Here is a 19,795-nt window from a genome sequence, read left to right as displayed (position 1 = left end):
ATGTACTATATTTATATATTCTCAGGTTTGCCAGGAGTAGGCAAAACAACTTTAGCTAAGCAACTAACTCAGGCTCTGACTAATGTAGCCTACTTCAGAGTAGATACTGTTGAGTACTATCTCAAAAAAGCATATTCGCAAGAGCTAAATAAACAAGGCTATGAAATAGTTTATTATCAAGCTAAGGAAAACCTTGAGCTTGGTAAAAGTGTAATTATAGATTGTTGCAATCCTATCTTAGAGTCTCGAGAATTATGGAACTCATTATCAGAGATAAATGATACAAAAGTTATAAATATAGAAATTATCTGTAGCGATATACAAGCTCATCAAAATAGAATAGAAACTAGATATAAATCAAACCCAAACAAGTACCCTACTTGGCAAGATGTTGTAAATAGAGATTATCAATCATGGAAAGAAGACATTATTAGAATTGATACCGGAGAAACTGATATTATAGAATCGTTTAATATACTTATAAATCAACTCGAGGAATATTAATGAAAGATAAATTATTTTATAAGTTATTTATTTTATTTGCATTTCTGTTTATCACACTAGATAGCTTTGCAGAGAGTTTCAAACAGTATAATGTTTATCTAATCCCAGATACTACAGCTGATAAATATGTTAAAGAATTTGATGATTCTTTAGCTAAAACAAATGTACTAGAAAAATACAAGACTACTCCGTTTATCAAAAATCATCCAGTACATTTGACATTGTATTTAACAAGTTTTCAAAGCAAATATCTTAATGATATTGAGATTCAATTAGCTGACCTTGCTAAGAATACAAAATCATTTTATATAAAAACTACTGGTTTTAGTGCTGGTAAAAGTGGCTTTGTAATGCTTGATATCAAAAACTCTCAATCATTACAGCGATTATCAAACTCTGCAATAAGTAACTTAGCAAAGTACAGAGATAAAGACTATCCTGCCCCAAGTTGGGTTAAATTCTATCCGAGTAAATTAGCATCTTTTGAAAAATATGGTTCACCAAATGCTTTTGCAGAATTTAATCCTCATATAAGTATATTAGCTGCTAATTTACAAACAGATCAAGAAAGAGATAGCTTTGACAAAGATTTTAATGCGATTATCAAAGATACGAAATTAAAACCAATTAGCTTTAAGATTAAAGCAATCGGTTTTGGTGAAGTAGATGAAAATGGACAAGTAACTAAAACTCTACATATTTACAAACTAAATAAGTAAAATTGTATTAATAAAATAAATAGTAAGGAAATAAAATGAGTAATAATCATTTTGATGTAATAAGTTTAGGTGGTGGTTCTGGTGGTATAGCATCTGCTGTACAGGCTGCCAAATTTGGTAAAAAAGTTGCAATTATCGAAAAACGTGAACTCGGTGGTACATGTGTAAATAGAGGTTGTGTACCTAAAAAAGCTATGTGGTATGGAGCTAATCTAGCAGAAGCTTTGAAACATGATGTCGCAGGCTATGGTTTTGACGTTGAAGTTAAAGGATTTAACTGGGCAAAGCTTAAAGAAAAAAGAGCTACTTACATAGGTAATATTCATGGTTTCTATGACAGGCTATTAGATAAATGGAACATTACCCATTTTAATAATTGGGGTAAGTTTAAAGATAACAAAACTATCGTACTTAATGATGGTACAGAACTAACAGCAGATCATATCTTTATTTCTCCAGGTGCTTACCCTATTGTGCCAAAAAATATCGAAGGTTCTGAACTTGGTATCACATCTGATGAGTTTTTCGAACTAGAAGAAACTCCAAAAAAAGCTGTAATCGTTGGTGGTGGCTATATTGGTGTTGAGATCGCTGGAGTGCTAAATGCTCACGGTACAGATACAACTGTTATGGTGCGTAGAGATAAGCCATTGATGGAGTTTGATAATTGTATTAGTGATGCTCTGGTTGAATGTATGCAAATGACAAACCTAAATATCATGAATCATACAAATATTACAAAAGTTGAAAAAGCTGGTAGAACTCTAAAAATCACTACTGATACAGGTAAGGTTTTAGAAGGTGTTGATACCCTAATATGGGCAACTGGTCGCGCGCCAAATACTCATAATTTAGGTATAGAAAACACCGATATAGAAATTACTGATAAAGGTATAATTCCTGCTAATGAATGGTCTGAAACAAATGTTAAAGGGGTGTACTCTTTAGGTGATGCTTCAGGCGTGCCACAACTTACACCTGTAGCTATCAAAACAGGTAGATATCTAGCTCGTAGATTATTTAATGGTGAAACTAATCTAAAAGCTAATCTAGAATATATCCCAACTGTGATCTTCTCGCACCCTGCTATTGGTACTGTAGGATTAACTGAAAAAGAAGCTAGAGATAAGTATGGTGATGGTAATGTAAAGATATACAAATCTCGCTTTACAGCTCTATATTGTGCTATCTCTGGTCATAGAATGCCAACCGTTATGAAGCTTGTTGTAACAGGTGATAATGAAAGAGTTGTTGGATGTCATATGATTGGTATAAATGTTGATGAGATGCTACAAGGATTTGCAGTAGCTATCAATATGGGCGCTACAAAGCGTGACTTTGATGATACTATAGCTATCCACCCTACTAGCTCCGAAGAGCTTGTAACTATGTAAGGAAATCTTATGATATTGACTACAGCTGATACTCTTGGTAAAAGAGAAATTATAGAACACAAAGGTCTAGTTACAGGGATAATTGTGCGAACTCCAACTATAACTCAAGGAATACTAGGTGGACTAAAAAATATAATAGGTGGCAAAAATACCTCTTATACTAATGTCTGTAAAGAGGCTAGATTGCATGCTGAGCAAGAGATGATAAACCAAGCTCAAGAGTTAGGTGCTAATGCTATAGTAGCTATACGATATGATTCAAGCAGTTTAGGTGGAACTACTAGTGGTACAGAAGTTTTTTGTTATGGGACTGCTGTAATTGTTAGATAGTTGATATTAAACGTATATTAATACATATTGAATAAAAATATAATCTTCCCTGTTATTTATCATTGTTTTTACAGCTTAAATACTCTATGATGAATTTTTGGCCTTTTTTAAAAGGTTATTTTGTATTGTTCAAAATAGGAGAATAATTGTGACTATTAGTGATGTAAATCATTCAAAAAAAAGTAATCTTACCCCTTTCTGGGTATTGTGGACATTAGAGTTATGGGAGAGATTTGGTTATTATGGTCTGCAAGCTATATTAGCCATATACTTTGCTAAAAAATTAGGCTTCAGTGAATCTGAGGCAATGTTGATTTTTGGTTCATTTTCGGCACTATTATATGGTGGTCCATTAATTGGTGGTTGGATTGGTGATAACTATTTGGGTGCTAAGCGTACGATATTTATCGGAGCAGGAATTTTATTTTTATCTTACCTATCTCTTAGTTTTAGTGCGGTTATAGCAGATTCATTCGGTAGTACAGAAAAAACTGTCGTAATGTACTCATTAGCAGGTGTTGCGATAGGTGGAGGTCTATTTAAAGCTAATCCTACTTCTTTAATTTCAAAATTATTTGAAAAAGGTGACCCAGCTCTAGATGGTGCTATGACTTTATACTATATGGCTGTTAATATTGGTTCATTTGTATCTATGCTTATAACCCCTATATTAGCTGCAAAGTATGGCTATTTACATGCTTTTTTATGCTCTGCATTTGGTATGTTTCTTGGTTTGATTAGTTATACTGTTTTCTATCCAAAAATCCAGAGAATTGCTACAGAGGCTGGTAAGCAAAAAATGTCTTGGATGAAAGTCTTAGTTGTGATTATAGGAGCTTGTATAGCTATATTTATTACAGGTAATATTTTAGAAGATACTACTTTATGTACTAGTATAGTGGTTGTAATTGCAGTATTAGCATTAATATACTTCTTTATGCAAATGTTCAAACAATCTGACCATGAAAGAAAAAGAATGTTAGTAGCTCTAATACTGATTGTTCAGGGAATTATCTTCTTTGTACTATATCAACAAATGCCTACTTCACTTAATTTCTTTGCAGTTAATAATGTTGATCCTCACTTCTTAGGTATGACTGTTCATGGTGAGCAATGGCAGGTACTTAATCCATTAGTGATTGTACTAATGTCACCTTTATTATCTGTAATATATAAGAAGATACCTGGTACGCATGTAACAAAATTCTGCTTTGGTATGACACTATGTGCTATGGCATTTTTAGTACTATACTTCCCACAGTTTACAGCTACTGATGGTATTGTATCTGGATGGTGGTTAGTTGCTAGCTATTTCTTCCAATCTACTGGCGAGCTTTTAATCTCAGCATTAGGCTTATCTATGGTTGCTGAGCTATTCCCACGCAAAATGAGTGGTTTTGCTCTAGGAATGTGGGCTCTAACAACAATGGTCGCTGGTCCAATTGGTGGTTATGTAGGTGCTTTGACAGCTCCAGAAGCAGGTACTGTATTTACAAAAGTTGAAGGTCTAGCAGTCTATGGACATGTATTTTTAACTATAGGAATATTTGTAGCAGTAATCGCAGCTATTATGTGGATTGCTCGCGGATGGTTAAACTCTATCATTGAAAGTACGAGAGTACATTTCGTATCTGAGAACACTCATGGAATGCATGAAGAGAATGCTGTATTACCTACAAAATAATTAATCTTGAGCCTTTGGCTTTCTAACACTTTTATTCTGATGAATTTTTTGTTTTATCTTTTTTGCAAAATCTTTATTATGGCTTGAGCTTTTCTTTTGATTAGTGTTTTTATTATTTTTATTAGCTCTTTTGGCTGCTATTATTTTGACTTCATCAATTTTTTTAGCCTTAGTTTTACGTGACATACTTGTAATAGGTACATTATGAGTAGCCTCAAAACCTTCTAACTCTTCTCGTGGTAACAGATGTCCAATTAAATGTTCTATATTTGATAGTGATTCAACTTCATCTGCGCTTACTAAAGAAATAGCTAGACCATCTTGCCCTGCTCTACCAGTTCTGCCTATTCTATGAACATAATCTTCAGCCACATTTGGTAGATCAAGATTGATCACACATGGTAGTTGGGCAATATCAATTCCACGTGCTGCAATATCGGTTGCAACTAAGACGTTTATATCTTTGGATTTAAAATCTGCTAATGCCTTTGTTCTAGCTGTTTGGCTTTTATTACCATGTATTGCACTACTTGTTATACTAGCTTTATTTAGTTTCTCTGATATCTTATTAGCGCCATGCTTTGTACGCGAAAAAACCAAAACCTGATGTAGATCCTGATCTTTTATTAGTGAAATCAGAGCATTAATCTTAGTTGATTTATCTAGTGTATAAATTTTCTGCGTAATCTTTTTGACTGTTGTATTTACAACATCTGCTGATACTGATTGAGGATTATCAAGAAACTCACTTGCAAGATTTTTTATCTCTGGTGAAAATGTAGCTGAGAACATTAATGTTTGTAATTTTTTTGGTAAAAGCTTATGAATTCTTTTTAAATCATTAATAAAACCCATATCTAACATTCTGTCTGCTTCGTCTAAAACAAATGTATTTAAACTATCAAATTTAAGAGCATTTTGACTATATAAATCAAGTAACCTACACGGAGTCGCTATCAAAATCTCAACTCCTTTGCGTAACTTCATCATTTGAGGATTGATACTAACACCACCAAAAACCACTGCTGAACGAATATGAGTATTCGCTGCATATATTTGAATTTGTTCTTGTATTTGTGCTGCCAGCTCTCTTGTTGGAGTTAGGATTAGAGTTTTGATTCGATTTGCTTGAGCTTTTGGTTGATCAAGAAGTCTTTGGATAATCGGTAATGTGAAGCCTGCTGTCTTGCCTGTTCCTGTTTGGGCAGATGCCATGACATCATTACCTTTTAGAACTAATGGAATCGCTTTGGCTTGAATTGGAGTTGGTTTTGTATAGCCTTTTTTTTCTAAAGCGCTACATATTAAAGGATTTAAACCTAAATCTGAGAATTGCATGAATTTTTTATTTCCGGTATTTTTTAGCATAGCTATATTAACACTAATAGCCTCTATTTACTCTATAAAGATGAGTTATTAAATAATATAATACTTAAAGCCCATTTAATTAAATTGAAAGCTAATAAAACATGAATGATAAATACTGTTCTAAGCTAGGTAGAGATGTGCAACAACATCTCATAAAATTAGGTCTAGAACAAGCTAGAAATTTTGAACTTGATAACGATGCTAAAATTGCTAAGATCTCAAAAGCATATCGTGAAATATTAGATGCTCTAGGCTTACAGACACATGAATTTGAAAAAACACCTTTTAGAATAGCTAGGATGTTTACTCAAGAAATATTCAATGGCTTAGATTATGCTAATTTTCCAGCTTGTGCATTATATGAGAATGAATTCAAATATGAAGGAATACTTACACAAAAAAATATAACTATAATGTCATTTTGTGAGCATCATTTTGTGCCATTTGAAGGTATTGCTGAAGTTTCATTTATTCCTAAAAATAATAATATTATAGGCTTATGTCGTATCAATAGTATTTGCAACTTCTTTGCAAGACGTCCACAAATACAAGAAAGAATGACTGCTCAAATATTTGAAACTCTAAAGTTCATCCTCTCAACAGATGATGTAAGTGTAAAGATAAAAGCAAAACATACCTGTGTATCATTTAGAGGTACAAATAATCAAAACTCTGAAACATATACCGAAATGCTTGGTGGTCTCTTTGCTAAAAAAGAATGATTCTAAAATGAGTAGTTTATTAGATATTGGATTTTTATTTTTTATTATCCTAATAATTGTTTGTATATTTGCAACAGGCTATCTTAGATATTTTGTTATCATTGTAACAATTATCTACTATCTCGTGGGTAATGGCGTTATTGGTAATATCTTGGCTAAACCTATTAGATTAGAATCCACAGATATTGAACAATGTGCAAATACCAAAGCAATTATTCTATTAGGAGCTGGTATCAATCAAGCATTTGATAAATTAGAACCTAGCATTAGTGCTTATGATCGTATCCTTAAGACTGCTGAAGTCTATAACGAATATCCTCAAGATATTATAATAAGTGGTGGTTCTCCATCTGGTTATAAGTTGTCAGAAGCTGAAGTTTATGCTGATATTCTCTATAAGTTAGGAATTCCTAAATCAAAAATAAGATTAGAAAAACAATCTAAAAACACTTACGAGAATGCTCAATTTACCAAAAAGATTTTAAGCGATCACAATAATACATATTGCTTAATTACAGGAGGTATTCACTATCAAAGAGCTAAGTTAATCTTTGATAGCTTTAATATAAATACAATAAACATAGCTTCATCTAAAGTAACTCCTGAAATAGGTCTTCTACCTAGTGCATATAATTTTTATATAACGCAGGCTATAGTCCATGAGTATTTGGGAATAGCTAAATTTTACTTAAAAAGATATTTTTAGTTTATTAAAAGATTGAGCCGAGATTGAAGAAAGATTTTAAAACTATATAATGGTATAAATGTTATAATTTTATATTGTGGAATAATATGTTCAAAGAAATGTTATTGAAAGTCGCAATTATATTCGGTCTCACGATTGGTATGCTTTTTTTGCTTTTAGATACATCTGATGCTCATGCAGTTAGCAATCCACCTATTTTAGAGATAGTCTCTTTTAAAACATCAGAAGATACATCTACTAAACAAGTACTTGATTTGTCTAGTAAAGTGACACAAGAGCTAAAAGGATATCAGGGTTTTATAAAAAGGACTCTAACGCAAAATACTGTTAATCCAAATCAATGGGTTGATATCATTGAGTGGAAATCAATAGATGATGCTCATGCTGCTATGAATCAAGCTCTTAAAAATAAAGATGTAGAAGCATTTCTTAAACTAATGAAGAATGGCTCTAAAGTTTATCAAACTAAATCAGAATATTTAAGTATACAGTCTCAGGCATCTTAAGATCTAGAAAGTAAATTACTTTCCTAGATAGGAGAATAACTAGAATGGTTAAACACCTAAAATATTTAATAATTATCATCATATTTATTAGCAGTTATGGATATAGCCAAACAATTAATATTGCTGCTGCGCAGATGCTAATCAAACAACAGTCTTTTGATGAGTTTGCCAAAGATATGAATAGACTAACTAAGCAAGCTAAAGACCAAGGAGCTGAAATTGTAGTTTTTCCTGAAGATAACACGGTAAATTTAATTGATGGTTTACCATGGGGCAAGGATAGTATTATTAAACTTAGTGAATACTATAGTAAAACTAAAAATTTGGTTACCGACTTAGCTAAAAAATACCAGATGATTGTTATAGGTGGAACTATTGCCAAAAATAATGATGGTAAAATATCCAATACTGTTTTGGTAGGTTTGCCCAACGGGCAAGTAATAGAAAATGATAAAATTTATCTAACTCCAGAAGAAAGAAATGTTGGCTATAATAAGTTTGGTAACAATATATTAGTACTAGATTATAAAGGCACTAAAATTGCTGTTGTAATATGTTATACAAGTGAATTTCCGAATGTCTCTGAACAACTCTCAAAAGTTAAGCCAGATATTATAATCGCACCATCTTACACCAATGATTTGTATGGTTTAAATAGAGTTCATACTGCAATGAAAATGCTATCTATTCAAAATTTTGCATATGGTATGGTAGTAGGTATGGCTTCAGGCTTAGATAAACAAAATACTCAAGGAGTTGATGGAGTAAGTCAAATAATTTTTACATCTCCTCAGAATAAAGCTTTTAAACTCAATCATTTAAATATGGGTAATTTCAATAAAGAAGATGTAGTTGTCGAAAAACTAGATATTACAAAATTACACCAAGCTCGTAAAAATTATGATGCATTCCCTAATGCAGATATTAAATATAATCCAACAATATCGACTAAATTAGTATCTATAACCCAATAAAAATATTTAAATAGAATAACTTCAATTTTAAGCTATAATTTCTACACAGATTTAAATTAAAAAATTAGCTATGAAATATACTAAACTTGGTAAAACTGATATTGATGTTAGTAGAATATGTCTTGGTACTATGACTTGGGGACGTCAAAATACTCAAGATGAAGGCTTTGAGCAGATGGATTATGCTCTTGCACAAGGTATTAACTTTTGGGATACTGCCGAAATGTATGCAATCCCCCCTACTGCTAAGACTTATGGCAAAACTGAAGAAATAATCGGTAACTGGTTTAAAACAAGGCAGAAACGAAATGATGTAGTATTAGCGACTAAGTTTTCGCCTATGACATGGGCTAGAAATGAGCAAAATCCTATTACTGATAAGACAAACATCATTGATGCTGTAAATAATAGTCTAAAGCGCTTACAAACCGATTACATAGATTTATATCAATTCCATTGGCCGACAAATAGACCTCACTATCATTTTGGCAACTGGTGGGACTTCGAGCCTTCAACTGGACATAAAAATAAACAGCGTATAGTTGATAATATCTATGAAATTTTAGTTACTTGCGATGAGTTAATCAAAGCTGGAAAAATTAGACATATAGGGCTGTCAAATGATTCAACTTGGGGGATAAATCAATTCATTAGCTTAGCAGAAAAACATAATCTACCACGTCTAGCAAGTATTCAGCATGAATATAATCTGAATCGCCGTAGAGATGAAACGGATATCATGGAGACATGTGCTCTTGAAGAGATATCATATCTTGCATGGTCACCACTTGAACAAGGAGTACTAACTGGTAAATATCGCAATGGTGCTCGCCCTGCTGGTACTAGAATGTCTGCTGAAATTCTAGATGGGCAAGAAGATCGCTATGCTTTTAGATTTGCTACTAATGATGATGCTGTCACTGAATATATCAAAGTCGCTGAAAAACATAATCTTGATATATGTCAAATGGCTATAGCTTTTACTATCAGAAAAGCCTATATGAGTTGTAGCATAATTGGAGCTACATCTATGGAACAACTAAAAACAAATATTGAATCTATTAATCTAAATCTCTCTGATGAGGTTTTAGCTGATATTGAAAAAGTTAGAAGAAAATATCCTGTTCCATTTTAGAAAAAAATACAAATCAAATTTTGGCCATTATTTGCTATAATTTTTACAGTTTAAAATAATTAAAGATAAATATGAAATATACAAAACTAGGTAAAACTAACATTGATATAAGTAGAATCTGCCTTGGAACTATGACTTGGGGGGCACAAAATACTCAGGATCAAGGTTTTGAACAAATGGATTATGCTCTTTCTCAAGGAGTTAATTTTTGGGATACTGCTGAGCTATATGCTGTTCCACCAACACCTGATACTTATGGTAAGACAGAAGAAATTATTGGTAACTGGTTTGCTTCTAGACAAAAAAGACAGGATGTTATATTAGCTACAAAATTCTCCCCTATACCTTGGGCTAGAAATGAGGAAAATCCTCAGATAAATCGTGAAAATATTATTTCAGCTGTTGATAATAGCCTTAGAAGATTAAAGACAGACTATATCGATTTATATCAATTTCACTGGACTGTAAATCGACCGAACTATCATTTTGCAGATTGGTGGTCATTTGAACCAGCTCAGGGTGCTAATGCTAAACAACAAATACAAAATAATATTCTTGAAACACTTAAAGCATGTGATGAGTTAATCAAAGCTGGAAAGATTAGACATATTGGATTATCAAATGATTCGGCTTGGGGTCTAAATCAATTTATTAACTTAGCCGAAGAACATAATCTACCAAGAATAGTTAGTTTACAAAATGAGTATAACTTACTTAGAAGAAGAGATGAAACTGATGTAATGGAGACTTGTGCTATTGAAGATATATCTTATCTAGCATGGTCACCACTACAAATGGGAGTTTTAAGTGGCAAGTACTTAGATGGTAATATCCCCGCTGGAAGTAGAATGTCTGATGAGGTTATGGGATCACCTGAGCAGAAAGCTCGATTTGCAACTAGACAAAATGCTACAGTTGACTTGTCTGTTAAAGAATATTTAGAAATCGCTAAAAAACATAATCTAGATGTTTGCCAAATGGCGATAACTTTCACAATTAGAAAAGAATATATGAGCTCTAGTATAATTGGGGCAACTACTATGCAACAACTAAAGACTAATATTGATGCTATAAATCTTGAGTTGTCAGCTGAAGTATTAGCAGATATCGAAAAAGTTAGAAGAAAATATCCAATACCGTTCTAATACAGGTTCAAAACATTGTCCAAAAAAATCTTCCTAATCTTAATATGGTTAAGTGCAGTAGCATTTTATATGTATACTCGCATGATAAATACTTCACTTTCAGCATTTTCTATACCATTGATAAATCAATATGGATTTTCTAGTATTGACATTGCTTTTGCTATATCAATATACAGCATCGCAATGCTAATTATGAAAATACCTGTTGGAGTTATAGTTGATAGATATGGTATTGATATCCCTGTAATGATTGCGATGACAGTAGTTCTAATTGGAACTATAATTTTTGCTTTCCCTATTAACTCAGCTACTCTACTAGCTTCACGATTTATTATAGGTATTGGCACGGCTTTTGCTATGATGAGTGCTTATAGACTGACTAGCATTATTCTTAGTAAGCGTCTATTTGCAGTTGCGACAGGTTTTATTTATTTCTTTGGCTCGTTAGCAGTTTCTATTTCAGGAGCGCCACTAAATTATACTGTTAAGCAATACAGCTATACTTATATAGTTTTAACATTAGCAGGTATTATGCTTGTTATATTGATGCTCTACTCTATTAGCAGATTTAAATATGGTAGGATTCCTAGAAGCGATGATATCAAATCATTTAGTGATTATTTTGCTGGTATTAAAGATATTTTCAAAGATAGACAAATAATCTTTACGATACTTTATGCTAGTCTTTTTACTTGTGTCTTTTTCAACACTATTGGCTATTGGGGAAATACTATCTTATTAAATACTAAGCTAGCTAGCCAACAAGCTGGTTTAATAGGTAATAGTATTGCATCACTTGCTTCTGGTATTGCTTCAATCGTTGTTGGTCTAATTATTGCCACTCAATTTCTCAAAAGAAGTCATATTTTTATTTTTACATCACTAGCTAGTATTTCGGTTATTATGATCTTTTATACCAACATCAGTAATATTTATATACTTAGTTTAGCTGCATTGTTTTTTGGTATTGGTTTTGGTTTTACAGGTATAGTTTTTGGACCATAGGGAGCGAATGAACAGAAAGTTACGGTTTGGATTCATTTTTAATGTTGATGGTTGTTTGAATGATTTTGTAAAACCTCTACATTTTTTATAACCCCAATTGAGTGACGATATACTAACTCAGCTCCTAAATAACCTGTAAATAGTGCTAAACATACAGGTATTATAAAACCCATCATGAAGAAAGCTGATGGAAATTTCTTTTTCCTTGAAAGAATCACAGCCCAAATAATAAATATAAATATTGAGAAGGTAAATATTAACGCTATATTTCTATGCAATACCATAGCTTTATGTGCTATCATATTATGAAAATTCACAGTATAAAAAGCATAGAATCCTGCGAAGATAGTTAATATTATAAATATTCCTAACATATATAAAATCATTTCAGCAGAATCAAAACATTTTTTTGATATTCTATCTAACTTTAAAAAACTAAAACCATAACCTAAATTTAAAAGAATAAAACATACTATAGTGAGAGCAATTGAAAAATGCACTAAAAAGGGATGTATATTAGGTATAATCTCTATCATTTTTTATCTCCTTTTAATTCCCATTTAATTAACAGATACTGATAATATAAAGCAGGCAATAATATTAGAGAAAGTATTAAAGTACTAAGCATACCGCCTACCATAGGGGTAGCTATTCTTTTCATTACCTCAGATCCTGCACCTGAACTTAAAACTATTGGTATTAACCCTGATATAACAGCTACAACAGTCATAGTTATGGCTCTCACTCTTAAAGTTGCACCATCTATTATGGCATTATTTATATAATGTAGTTTCGTTAATTGATTATTTTTAAGAGATTGTTTTATGTAAACTAACATTAAAACATTAATCTCAATAGCTACGCCAGCTAAAGCTATAAAGCCTACTCCTATTGCAACCGAAAAACTATATCCAAGCAAATATGTAAGCCAAATTCCACCAACTATAGCTAATGGTAAGGTTAATACTATGATGATGACATCAAAAATATTATTTAAACTCATATATAAAAGTAAAACTATAATTATTATAGTAAAAGGTATAACTTTGAGTAGTTGTTGGTTAGCACGTTGCATATATTCATATTGTCCTGAAAATGTAATTGAGTATCCAGTTGGAAGTTTCAGGTTTTTTTTAAACTCCGATTTCACTTGAGAAATATAATTACCAATATCTACATTAGAATCAACATCTACAAGAACTAAACTAGTCAAGCGACCATTCTCACTTTTTATAATAGGGGGTCCATTGTCAATGTATACTTTTGCAACATCATCAAGGGGAATTTCGGCACCTGTTGGTGTAATAATAGGAAGAAGTTTTAATTTTTCAATAGAATCTCTTTCATACTGAGGAAATCTGAGATTAATAGGATAGCGTTCTAAACCTTCTATAGATTCAGAAATATTAATTCCTCCTATTGCAATTGAAACTAAAGATTGAATATCAGCTATTGATAATCCGTAGTTTGCTGCTTTTACACGGTCAATATCTACATTGATATACCTTCCCCCTTCAGCTTTATCTGCATATACTGACGATGTGCTAGGAATTTTTTTTAGCAAATTCTCTATATTTGTACCAATATCCTGAAGTTTAGTTAAATTAGACCCAGATATTTTTATACCAATTGGTGTTTTAATTCCTGTAGCAAGCATATCAATTCGTGTTCGAATAGGCATAACCCACGCGTTAGTTACTCCGGGTAGCTTAACAGTTGAATTGAGTATTTCTTTTACTTTATTAAATGTCATACCCTTGCGCCATTCTGATTTAGGCTTAAATTGTATAATAGTTTCAATCATTGTTAGCGGAGCAGGATCTGTTGCTGTCTGAGCCCTACCAATTTTTCCAAAAACTGTTTTTACTTCAGGCACAGATTTTATTAATCTATCAGTTTGTTGAAGAATTTGTCTAGCTTTCCCTATAGAAACTCCTGGCATTAATGTTGGCATATACATAAGATCACCTTCATTCATTTCGGGCATAAATTCATTACCAATCTTTTTTATAGGGTATATAGTTATAAAAACAATAATTATTGATATCAGAATAGTAGTTTTTGAATATTTTAAAATTTTGGCTAATATAGGTTTGTAAATGACTATAAGTAACTTATTTATAGGATTTTTATGCTCCGGCACGATCCTACCTCTAACTAAATACCCCATTAATACTGGTACTAAAGTTATAGATAATCCTGCAGATACTGCCATAGCATATGTTTTAGTATAAACTAAAGGAGAGAAAAGTTTACCTTCTTGGGCTTGTAAAGCAAAAACAGGCATGAAACTTAAAGTAATTATTAATAAAGAAAAGAAAATAGGTGGCCCTACTTCAGATGTAGCAGATGCAATAATATTCCACCGGTTTTCTTTAGTTACTTCATTTTTTTCAAAGTGCTTATGAAGATTTTCTATCATTACGATAGCCGCATCTACCATAGCTCCAATAGCTATTGCAATTCCTCCTAATGACATTATATTTGCATTAATACCTTGAAGCCTCATGATTATAAATGCACACAATATACCTATAGGTAAACTTATTAATATTACTAAAGATGAACGTATATGAAATAAAAATACTAAACAAACTAAAAGTACAATCAAAAACTCTTCGACGAGTTTAGAACTCAAATTATCAATAGCATTATTTATAAGGCTAGAACGATCATATGTTTCGATGATTTTAACGCCATCAGGAAGACTTGATTTTAAAGATTTTAATTTATCTTTCACTGCATTAATCGTTTTGAGAGCGTTCTCTCCTGTTCTCATTACTATAATCCCGCCTACAGTATCACCTTGACCATTTAAGTCAACAACTCCGCGCCTCATTTCAGGTCCAACTTTAATAGTTGCCACATTTTTAAGTAATACAGGGGTTCCGTTATTTTCTATTCCAACAGGTATATTTTCTATAGATTTAATATCTTTTAAATAACCATTTGTTCTAACCATATACTCAGCTTCAGCTAACTCTATAACAGACCCTCCGACCTCCTGATTTGAATTAGTTATTGCTGTTTTAATTTGTTTAATACTCAACTTATAAGCTCTCATTGCATTGAGATTAAGTTCTATTTGATACTGTTTTACCATTCCTCCTACAGTTGCTACTTCAGAAACCCCTGAAATAGTTTGTAATTCATATTTTAAGAACCAATTCTGTAGACTAGTTAATTTTGAAATATCTAAGGTGTGTGATGTATCAATTAACGCATACTCGTAAATCCACCCGACTCCAGTTGCATCTGGTCCTAAAGACATTTTAGCTGATTTAGGCAACTCAGATGATATTTGATTTAAAACCTCTAAAACTCGAGATCTAGCCCAATACATATCTGTATTTTCATTAAAAATAATATATACATAGGAGTCACCAAAGAAAGAATATCCTCTTACTGTTTGTGCTCCTGGAACTGTTAATAATGCAGAAGATAACGGATAAGTAATCTGATCCTCTACTACTTGTGGTGCTTGACCTGGATAACTTGTTTTTACTATAACCTGTACATCTGATAGGTCAGGTATAGCATCAACAGGAGTATTTTTAACTGAATAAATACCCACACCTAAGAGAAAAAACATAGCAACCAATACTAAGAATCTATTTTTAATCGACCAGTTAACTACTTTGGTAATCATTTTTATGATCCTTTTGATTCTTTTAAGCTAATAGAAATAATAATATTATTTGGAGCATTTTTTATATATTCAAACTTAATAGATTCACCTAATTTAAGGTCATTAATATCTATATTTTTCTCGAGTTTGAAGCTCATATCCATATTCATTTTTTGATGGAATACAGTTATTTCACTACTGACCTTATTAATCCTTTTAATAATTCCTTGAGCTGAAAAAACATTATTTTGTTTACTATTATTAGTAGAATCTGAAAGAGTTAATCTTTTTAAACTTTCTTGAATATTAGACTCTGAATCAATTAGAAAATGCGAAGAAATAACAACTTCATCATTTGCTTGTAATCCTTGTAAGATCTGAGTATATCCTTGAGCTGTTTGACCTATTTTTACTTTTTTAGCAAAAAAATCATTACCATTTTTTACAATCACATAATCAAGATCTTTACGTCTTATTATAGCAGAAGTGGGTATAGTTAACTGTCTAGTTAAATTGTGTTCTATAGATATATCCGTATATAAGTTAGGCCTTAACAAATATTTTTCATTATTAAGTGTAGCTCTAACTGAAATAGTTCTTGTAGTGGGACTGATTTTAGGAGAAATAAAGTCTATTTTCCCAGTTATATTTGCATTAATTTTATCATTTTTGATTATTAGCTTATCACCAACTTTAATATCTTTAGCTTGACCAGGAAATAATTCAGCACTTATCCATACGTTATCAAGATTAGCAATTGTTAAAATATTTGTATTATTTTCAACATACATGCCTTCCCGGGTTTCAATATTTGAAACAAAGCCAGAAATTGGTGCTACTATATCTATTAATAAATCAGGTTTTCTATTTTTCTCTATACGTTTAATTTGTTCCTCAGAAACTCCAAGAGATAGAAGCCTACTCTTTGAATTTAAAGCATAATCTTTACCCCTAAATATTCCATTTAAATAATCTTGCTCATCTACATATAATTCAGGTGAATATACTTTTGCTATTACCTGACCTTTTTCAACTCTATCACCAACCTCACTTACATATAGCTCTTTAATCCAAGCTTTTCTATATAGATGAATATGTTCTATATTATTCTTATTTTCTTTTATTATCCCAAGAGTATTTATGCTTTCTGTAAGACTTCTACTTTTAGCTTTAGCAATTTCAATACCAATATTATTAATTACTTTGGGAGAGATAGTAACTCCAAGAGAATCAGACTTTTCTGCATAAACAGGTATTAGCTCCATACCCATTGGAGACTTGCACGGTTTGTCACTTTTATAGTTAGGATCCATAGGAGCTACCCAATATAAAGGATTATCAGATAGTTCGTTCTCTAATTTATTAGTTTTCTCTATATAAACAAAATGATATAAACTCAATCCCATTATTACTCCGGTGAGTAATAAGAGTATGATTTTAAAAACTTTATGAATTTTTTTTATCATAAGAATTCCTATTTTTAACAGAGTTTATTTTTTTGTTTCTATAAATGTCATCATTCCAGAATGCATGTGATATAGCATATGACAATGTATAAACCATTTACCTTTAGCGTCTGCTTTTAAAGCAATTGTCACACTTGATTTAGGCTCAACATATATAGTGTCACGTATAACACCATCTTTGAGTGGTTTTCCATTTATATCAACTACTTTAAAAACATGTCCATGTATATGTATTGGGTGAGACATACCAGTATTATTTTCAATCTTAAATAGATAAGTTTTTCCATAGTTTAACTCTATTGGAGATATATTTGGCCAGGTTTGCCCATTAATCTGCCAAACATAACTTTGCATATCACCACTTAATTTCAAATCTATAGTTTTTTCAATATCAGAGGTATCTATATCATCATTTTTAGCATGAAGCCTTCTTAATTGATCATAGCTAAATGCTTTAGAATCAGTTTTAGACAGTTTCTCTATAGTTAGTTTTTTAACACTTTTTTTAGTCTCAGTAGTTAAGATAATACCAGTTTGATCTTTCTCTCCCTCAACTTGACCTAATATAGGAAAAACACCTGAGGCTGGAATTGTAATTTCTACATCCATCCTTTGAGCTATAGCTAATTGGAAAGTACTATCTTTATAAGATTTAACATTAACTCCATCGACAGCGATAACCTTACCTTTTAATTTACCTAGATTTATCCAAAAATTTGTTGATGACGAACCATTGATAAATCTTAAACGATATTTTTCTCCTGGTATTACTTGTTTTATTTCAGGATTATCAACACTTTTATAATTTGTCAAAAATGCATCATATGAAACATCATTTAAATCTGGCTTCATATCATTATCCATTGCCATACCCATGTTGTGCATAGCATGCATATGATGATTAGTGTTATCACTATGTTTAAGATCTTTTATGATCTTTTCTGGTTTTTTAAAACTAAAGTCTTGAAACATAATTACTATATCATTTTTAGGATTATATCCCTTTGGATAAATTATAAGAGGTGCCTCTACATATGTTTGCTCCTGAAAACCATAATGTGAGTGCATCCAGAATGTACCACTCTGCTTTAGTTTAAAATTATAATTATAAGACTCTCCAGTCTTTATATATGGTTGTGTAAGTTCAGTACCATCAGCTTTATTTGGTAATAATAATCCATGCCAGTGTAGTACGGTCGGCTCTTTTAAACCATTTTTAACTGTAACATTAAAGTTATCACCTTCGGTTCCATAGTAACCCCAGGTCCCATCTGGTTGAACTACTGTATTTACAACAACATTTTTACCATCAACTTGTATAGTTTTATTAGTTACTAATAGTTCTACACCATCCTTATTTTTAGGATAAAAAAATACAGCTAATAAAATTATTACTACTACTAATAATAAAACAAACAAAAGTTTCTTTAATTTTTTCATTTTAGACCTTAACCATTTACTATATACATAGCACCCATACACCCATAATTATCATCATTATATTTTCAGTTAATGATAAAAAACCAAGAGGCACTTTACTATTGCCACCAACACAAGCACACTTAAGTTCACGCTTTTGGATATATACAGCATAATATACTGAGACAGCTCCTATAGAACCGATAATTATCGCGATCACAGCTATTATTGAAGTAAATATACTTGCCACGATCCCTATACCAACAACTGCTTCTGCAAATGGATAAATATATGCATAATGTAGCCATCTCATAGCTAATAAATCATATGTGATAAATTGATTTAAAAATTTCTCGATATCCTGGAGTTTTAACATAGCTAATATAGATATGCTAAAGCCCATAAATAATTTAATGATAGATAAAAAACCTAAGCCATATGTATAACTAGTTGCACTAGCTAATAAAAAGGCTATAGCAAAAACAGCTATAACAGGAGTATATGATTTTTCTTTTTTAGGTTTATCCTCTCCAAAAAATACTAGAAGATCATCGTAACCACCGATTCGCTTACCATCTATAAAAGTTTGTGGAGTAGTCTTTACACTATGCTCTTCTTTAAATTTATCAGTCTCTTCTCTAGTTTTTAGATGATTATCTTCAACTTCATAACCTTTTTTTTTCAAAAGATCTTTAGCTCTTATACCATAAGGGCAAATATGCTTATCTGTAACCATTCGATAAAGAACAGCTTTTTTTACTATGTTTTGCTGATTATCACTCATAATGACTCCTTCAATTTACTCGTACTTTTTTAGTAGAGCCATAATCTCTGAGATTTTTTCCTCTCGAGCATCTTGATCATTATGACACTCCTCCAAACAAGACTTCATATGTGTTTCTAAAACTGCTAGTTCTACAGCTTTTAAAGCACTTCTTGCTGCCTTTATTTGAGTCATGATATCTACACAGTATCTATTCTCATTGATCATCTTTTTTATAGCCTCAACTTGACCAGCTACTCTGTTTAACTTGCTTAAATGTTTCGAATGACAAGGATGCATATTTGTAAATTTATTTAATAAACACTA

At 31.6% G+C, this 19,795-nt stretch carries 18 protein-coding genes and 1 pseudogene; 12 read left to right on the top strand and 7 right to left on the bottom strand.

Annotated elements, in window-relative coordinates:
• The 5 genes from F0R75_RS03830 (at position 1) to F0R75_RS03810 (ending at position 4,631) form a co-directional block, all read left to right on the top strand.
• Positions 1-504, top strand: coding sequence for a P-loop nucleotide/nucleoside kinase family protein (locus tag F0R75_RS03830; RefSeq protein ID WP_149368267.1), 504 nt, complete (start codon positions 1-3; stop codon positions 502-504).
• Complete coding sequence (locus tag F0R75_RS03825; RefSeq protein ID WP_149368268.1) at positions 504-1,223, top strand: 2'-5' RNA ligase family protein; 720 nt, start codon at positions 504-506, stop codon at positions 1,221-1,223. Before F0R75_RS03830 ends, F0R75_RS03825 begins: the two co-directional genes overlap by 1 nt.
• A 35-nt stretch (positions 1,224-1,258) precedes the next feature.
• Complete coding sequence (gene gorA, locus F0R75_RS03820) at positions 1,259-2,617, top strand: glutathione-disulfide reductase (RefSeq protein WP_149368269.1); 1,359 nt, start codon at positions 1,259-1,261, stop codon at positions 2,615-2,617.
• 9 nt (positions 2,618-2,626) lie between these two features.
• Positions 2,627-2,947 (top strand): YbjQ family protein, encoded by a 321-nt coding sequence (locus F0R75_RS03815; RefSeq protein WP_149368270.1) that lies wholly within the window; start codon positions 2,627-2,629, stop codon positions 2,945-2,947.
• A gap of 148 nt (positions 2,948-3,095) precedes the next feature.
• Complete coding sequence (locus F0R75_RS03810) at positions 3,096-4,631, top strand: oligopeptide:H+ symporter (RefSeq protein WP_013923094.1); 1,536 nt, start codon at positions 3,096-3,098, stop codon at positions 4,629-4,631.
• Here the strand turns inward: F0R75_RS03810 and F0R75_RS03805 are convergent, their stop codons facing one another.
• Complete coding sequence (locus F0R75_RS03805; protein ID WP_149369202.1) at positions 4,632-5,969, bottom strand: DEAD/DEAH box helicase; 1,338 nt, start codon at positions 5,967-5,969, stop codon at positions 4,632-4,634.
• 131 nt (positions 5,970-6,100) lie between these two features.
• Between F0R75_RS03805 and folE the strand changes: the two genes are divergently transcribed.
• From folE to F0R75_RS03770, 7 genes and pseudogenes are all read left to right on the top strand, one after another.
• On the top strand, positions 6,101-6,721 hold the full coding sequence (folE, locus tag F0R75_RS03800) for a GTP cyclohydrolase I FolE (RefSeq protein ID WP_149368271.1): 621 nt from the start codon (positions 6,101-6,103) through the stop codon (positions 6,719-6,721).
• 7 nt (positions 6,722-6,728) lie between these two features.
• Positions 6,729-7,427, top strand: coding sequence for a YdcF family protein (locus tag F0R75_RS03795; RefSeq protein ID WP_149368272.1), 699 nt, complete (start codon positions 6,729-6,731; stop codon positions 7,425-7,427).
• Between the two features lie 86 nt (positions 7,428-7,513).
• Complete coding sequence (locus tag F0R75_RS03790) at positions 7,514-7,933, top strand: antibiotic biosynthesis monooxygenase family protein (RefSeq protein ID WP_013923090.1); 420 nt, start codon at positions 7,514-7,516, stop codon at positions 7,931-7,933.
• A 44-nt stretch (positions 7,934-7,977) separates the two neighbouring features.
• Positions 7,978-8,907: a nitrilase-related carbon-nitrogen hydrolase gene (locus tag F0R75_RS03785; RefSeq protein ID WP_149368273.1), complete on the top strand. Its 930-nt coding sequence runs from the start codon at positions 7,978-7,980 to the stop codon at positions 8,905-8,907.
• Positions 8,908-8,977: 70 nt separating this feature from the next.
• Positions 8,978-10,042 (top strand): aldo/keto reductase, encoded by a 1,065-nt coding sequence (locus tag F0R75_RS03780; RefSeq protein WP_149368274.1) that lies wholly within the window; start codon positions 8,978-8,980, stop codon positions 10,040-10,042.
• Between the two features lie 71 nt (positions 10,043-10,113).
• The gene (locus F0R75_RS03775) at positions 10,114-11,187 is read left to right on the top strand and encodes an aldo/keto reductase (RefSeq protein WP_149368275.1); all 1,074 of its coding nucleotides are present in this window, start codon (positions 10,114-10,116) and stop codon (positions 11,185-11,187) included.
• A gap of 69 nt (positions 11,188-11,256) precedes the next feature.
• Positions 11,257-12,183: pseudogene (locus tag F0R75_RS03770) on the top strand (MFS transporter); the annotation flags it as partial.
• 47 nt (positions 12,184-12,230) lie between these two features.
• On the opposite strand, the gene F0R75_RS03765 reads toward F0R75_RS03770, so the two are convergent.
• Genes F0R75_RS03765 through F0R75_RS03740 form a run of 6 tightly spaced genes read right to left on the bottom strand, consistent with a single transcriptional unit; the run spans position 12,231 to position 19,768 of the window.
• Positions 12,231-12,728 (bottom strand): DUF2231 domain-containing protein, encoded by a 498-nt coding sequence (locus F0R75_RS03765; RefSeq protein ID WP_040007718.1) that lies wholly within the window; start codon positions 12,726-12,728, stop codon positions 12,231-12,233.
• Positions 12,725-15,784, bottom strand: a complete 3,060-nt coding sequence (locus tag F0R75_RS03760) for an efflux RND transporter permease subunit (protein WP_425460485.1) — start codon at positions 15,782-15,784, stop codon at positions 12,725-12,727. The genes F0R75_RS03765 and F0R75_RS03760 overlap by 4 nt, the downstream gene beginning before the upstream one ends.
• A 59-nt stretch (positions 15,785-15,843) precedes the next feature.
• Positions 15,844-17,286 carry an efflux RND transporter periplasmic adaptor subunit gene (locus F0R75_RS03755; RefSeq protein WP_149368277.1) on the bottom strand — a complete coding sequence of 481 codons (1,443 nt, stop codon included), beginning with the start codon at positions 17,284-17,286 and terminating at the stop codon, positions 15,844-15,846.
• A gap of 24 nt (positions 17,287-17,310) precedes the next feature.
• Positions 17,311-18,726, bottom strand: a complete 1,416-nt coding sequence (locus tag F0R75_RS03750) for a multicopper oxidase family protein (RefSeq protein ID WP_149368278.1) — start codon at positions 18,724-18,726, stop codon at positions 17,311-17,313.
• A gap of 19 nt (positions 18,727-18,745) precedes the next feature.
• Positions 18,746-19,489: a MauE/DoxX family redox-associated membrane protein gene (locus F0R75_RS03745; RefSeq protein WP_149368279.1), complete on the bottom strand. Its 744-nt coding sequence runs from the start codon at positions 19,487-19,489 to the stop codon at positions 18,746-18,748.
• 15 nt (positions 19,490-19,504) lie between these two features.
• Positions 19,505-19,768, bottom strand: a complete 264-nt coding sequence (locus F0R75_RS03740) for a metal-sensitive transcriptional regulator (RefSeq protein ID WP_040007701.1) — start codon at positions 19,766-19,768, stop codon at positions 19,505-19,507.
• Between the last annotated feature and the right edge of the window lie 27 nt (positions 19,769-19,795).

Source organism: Francisella marina, from assembly GCF_008369785.1.
Classification (GTDB): domain Bacteria; phylum Pseudomonadota; class Gammaproteobacteria; order Francisellales; family Francisellaceae; genus Francisella; species Francisella salimarina.
Note: the sequence above shows the minus strand (reverse complement) of the source record. Positions and strands in the feature narration are given on the sequence as shown.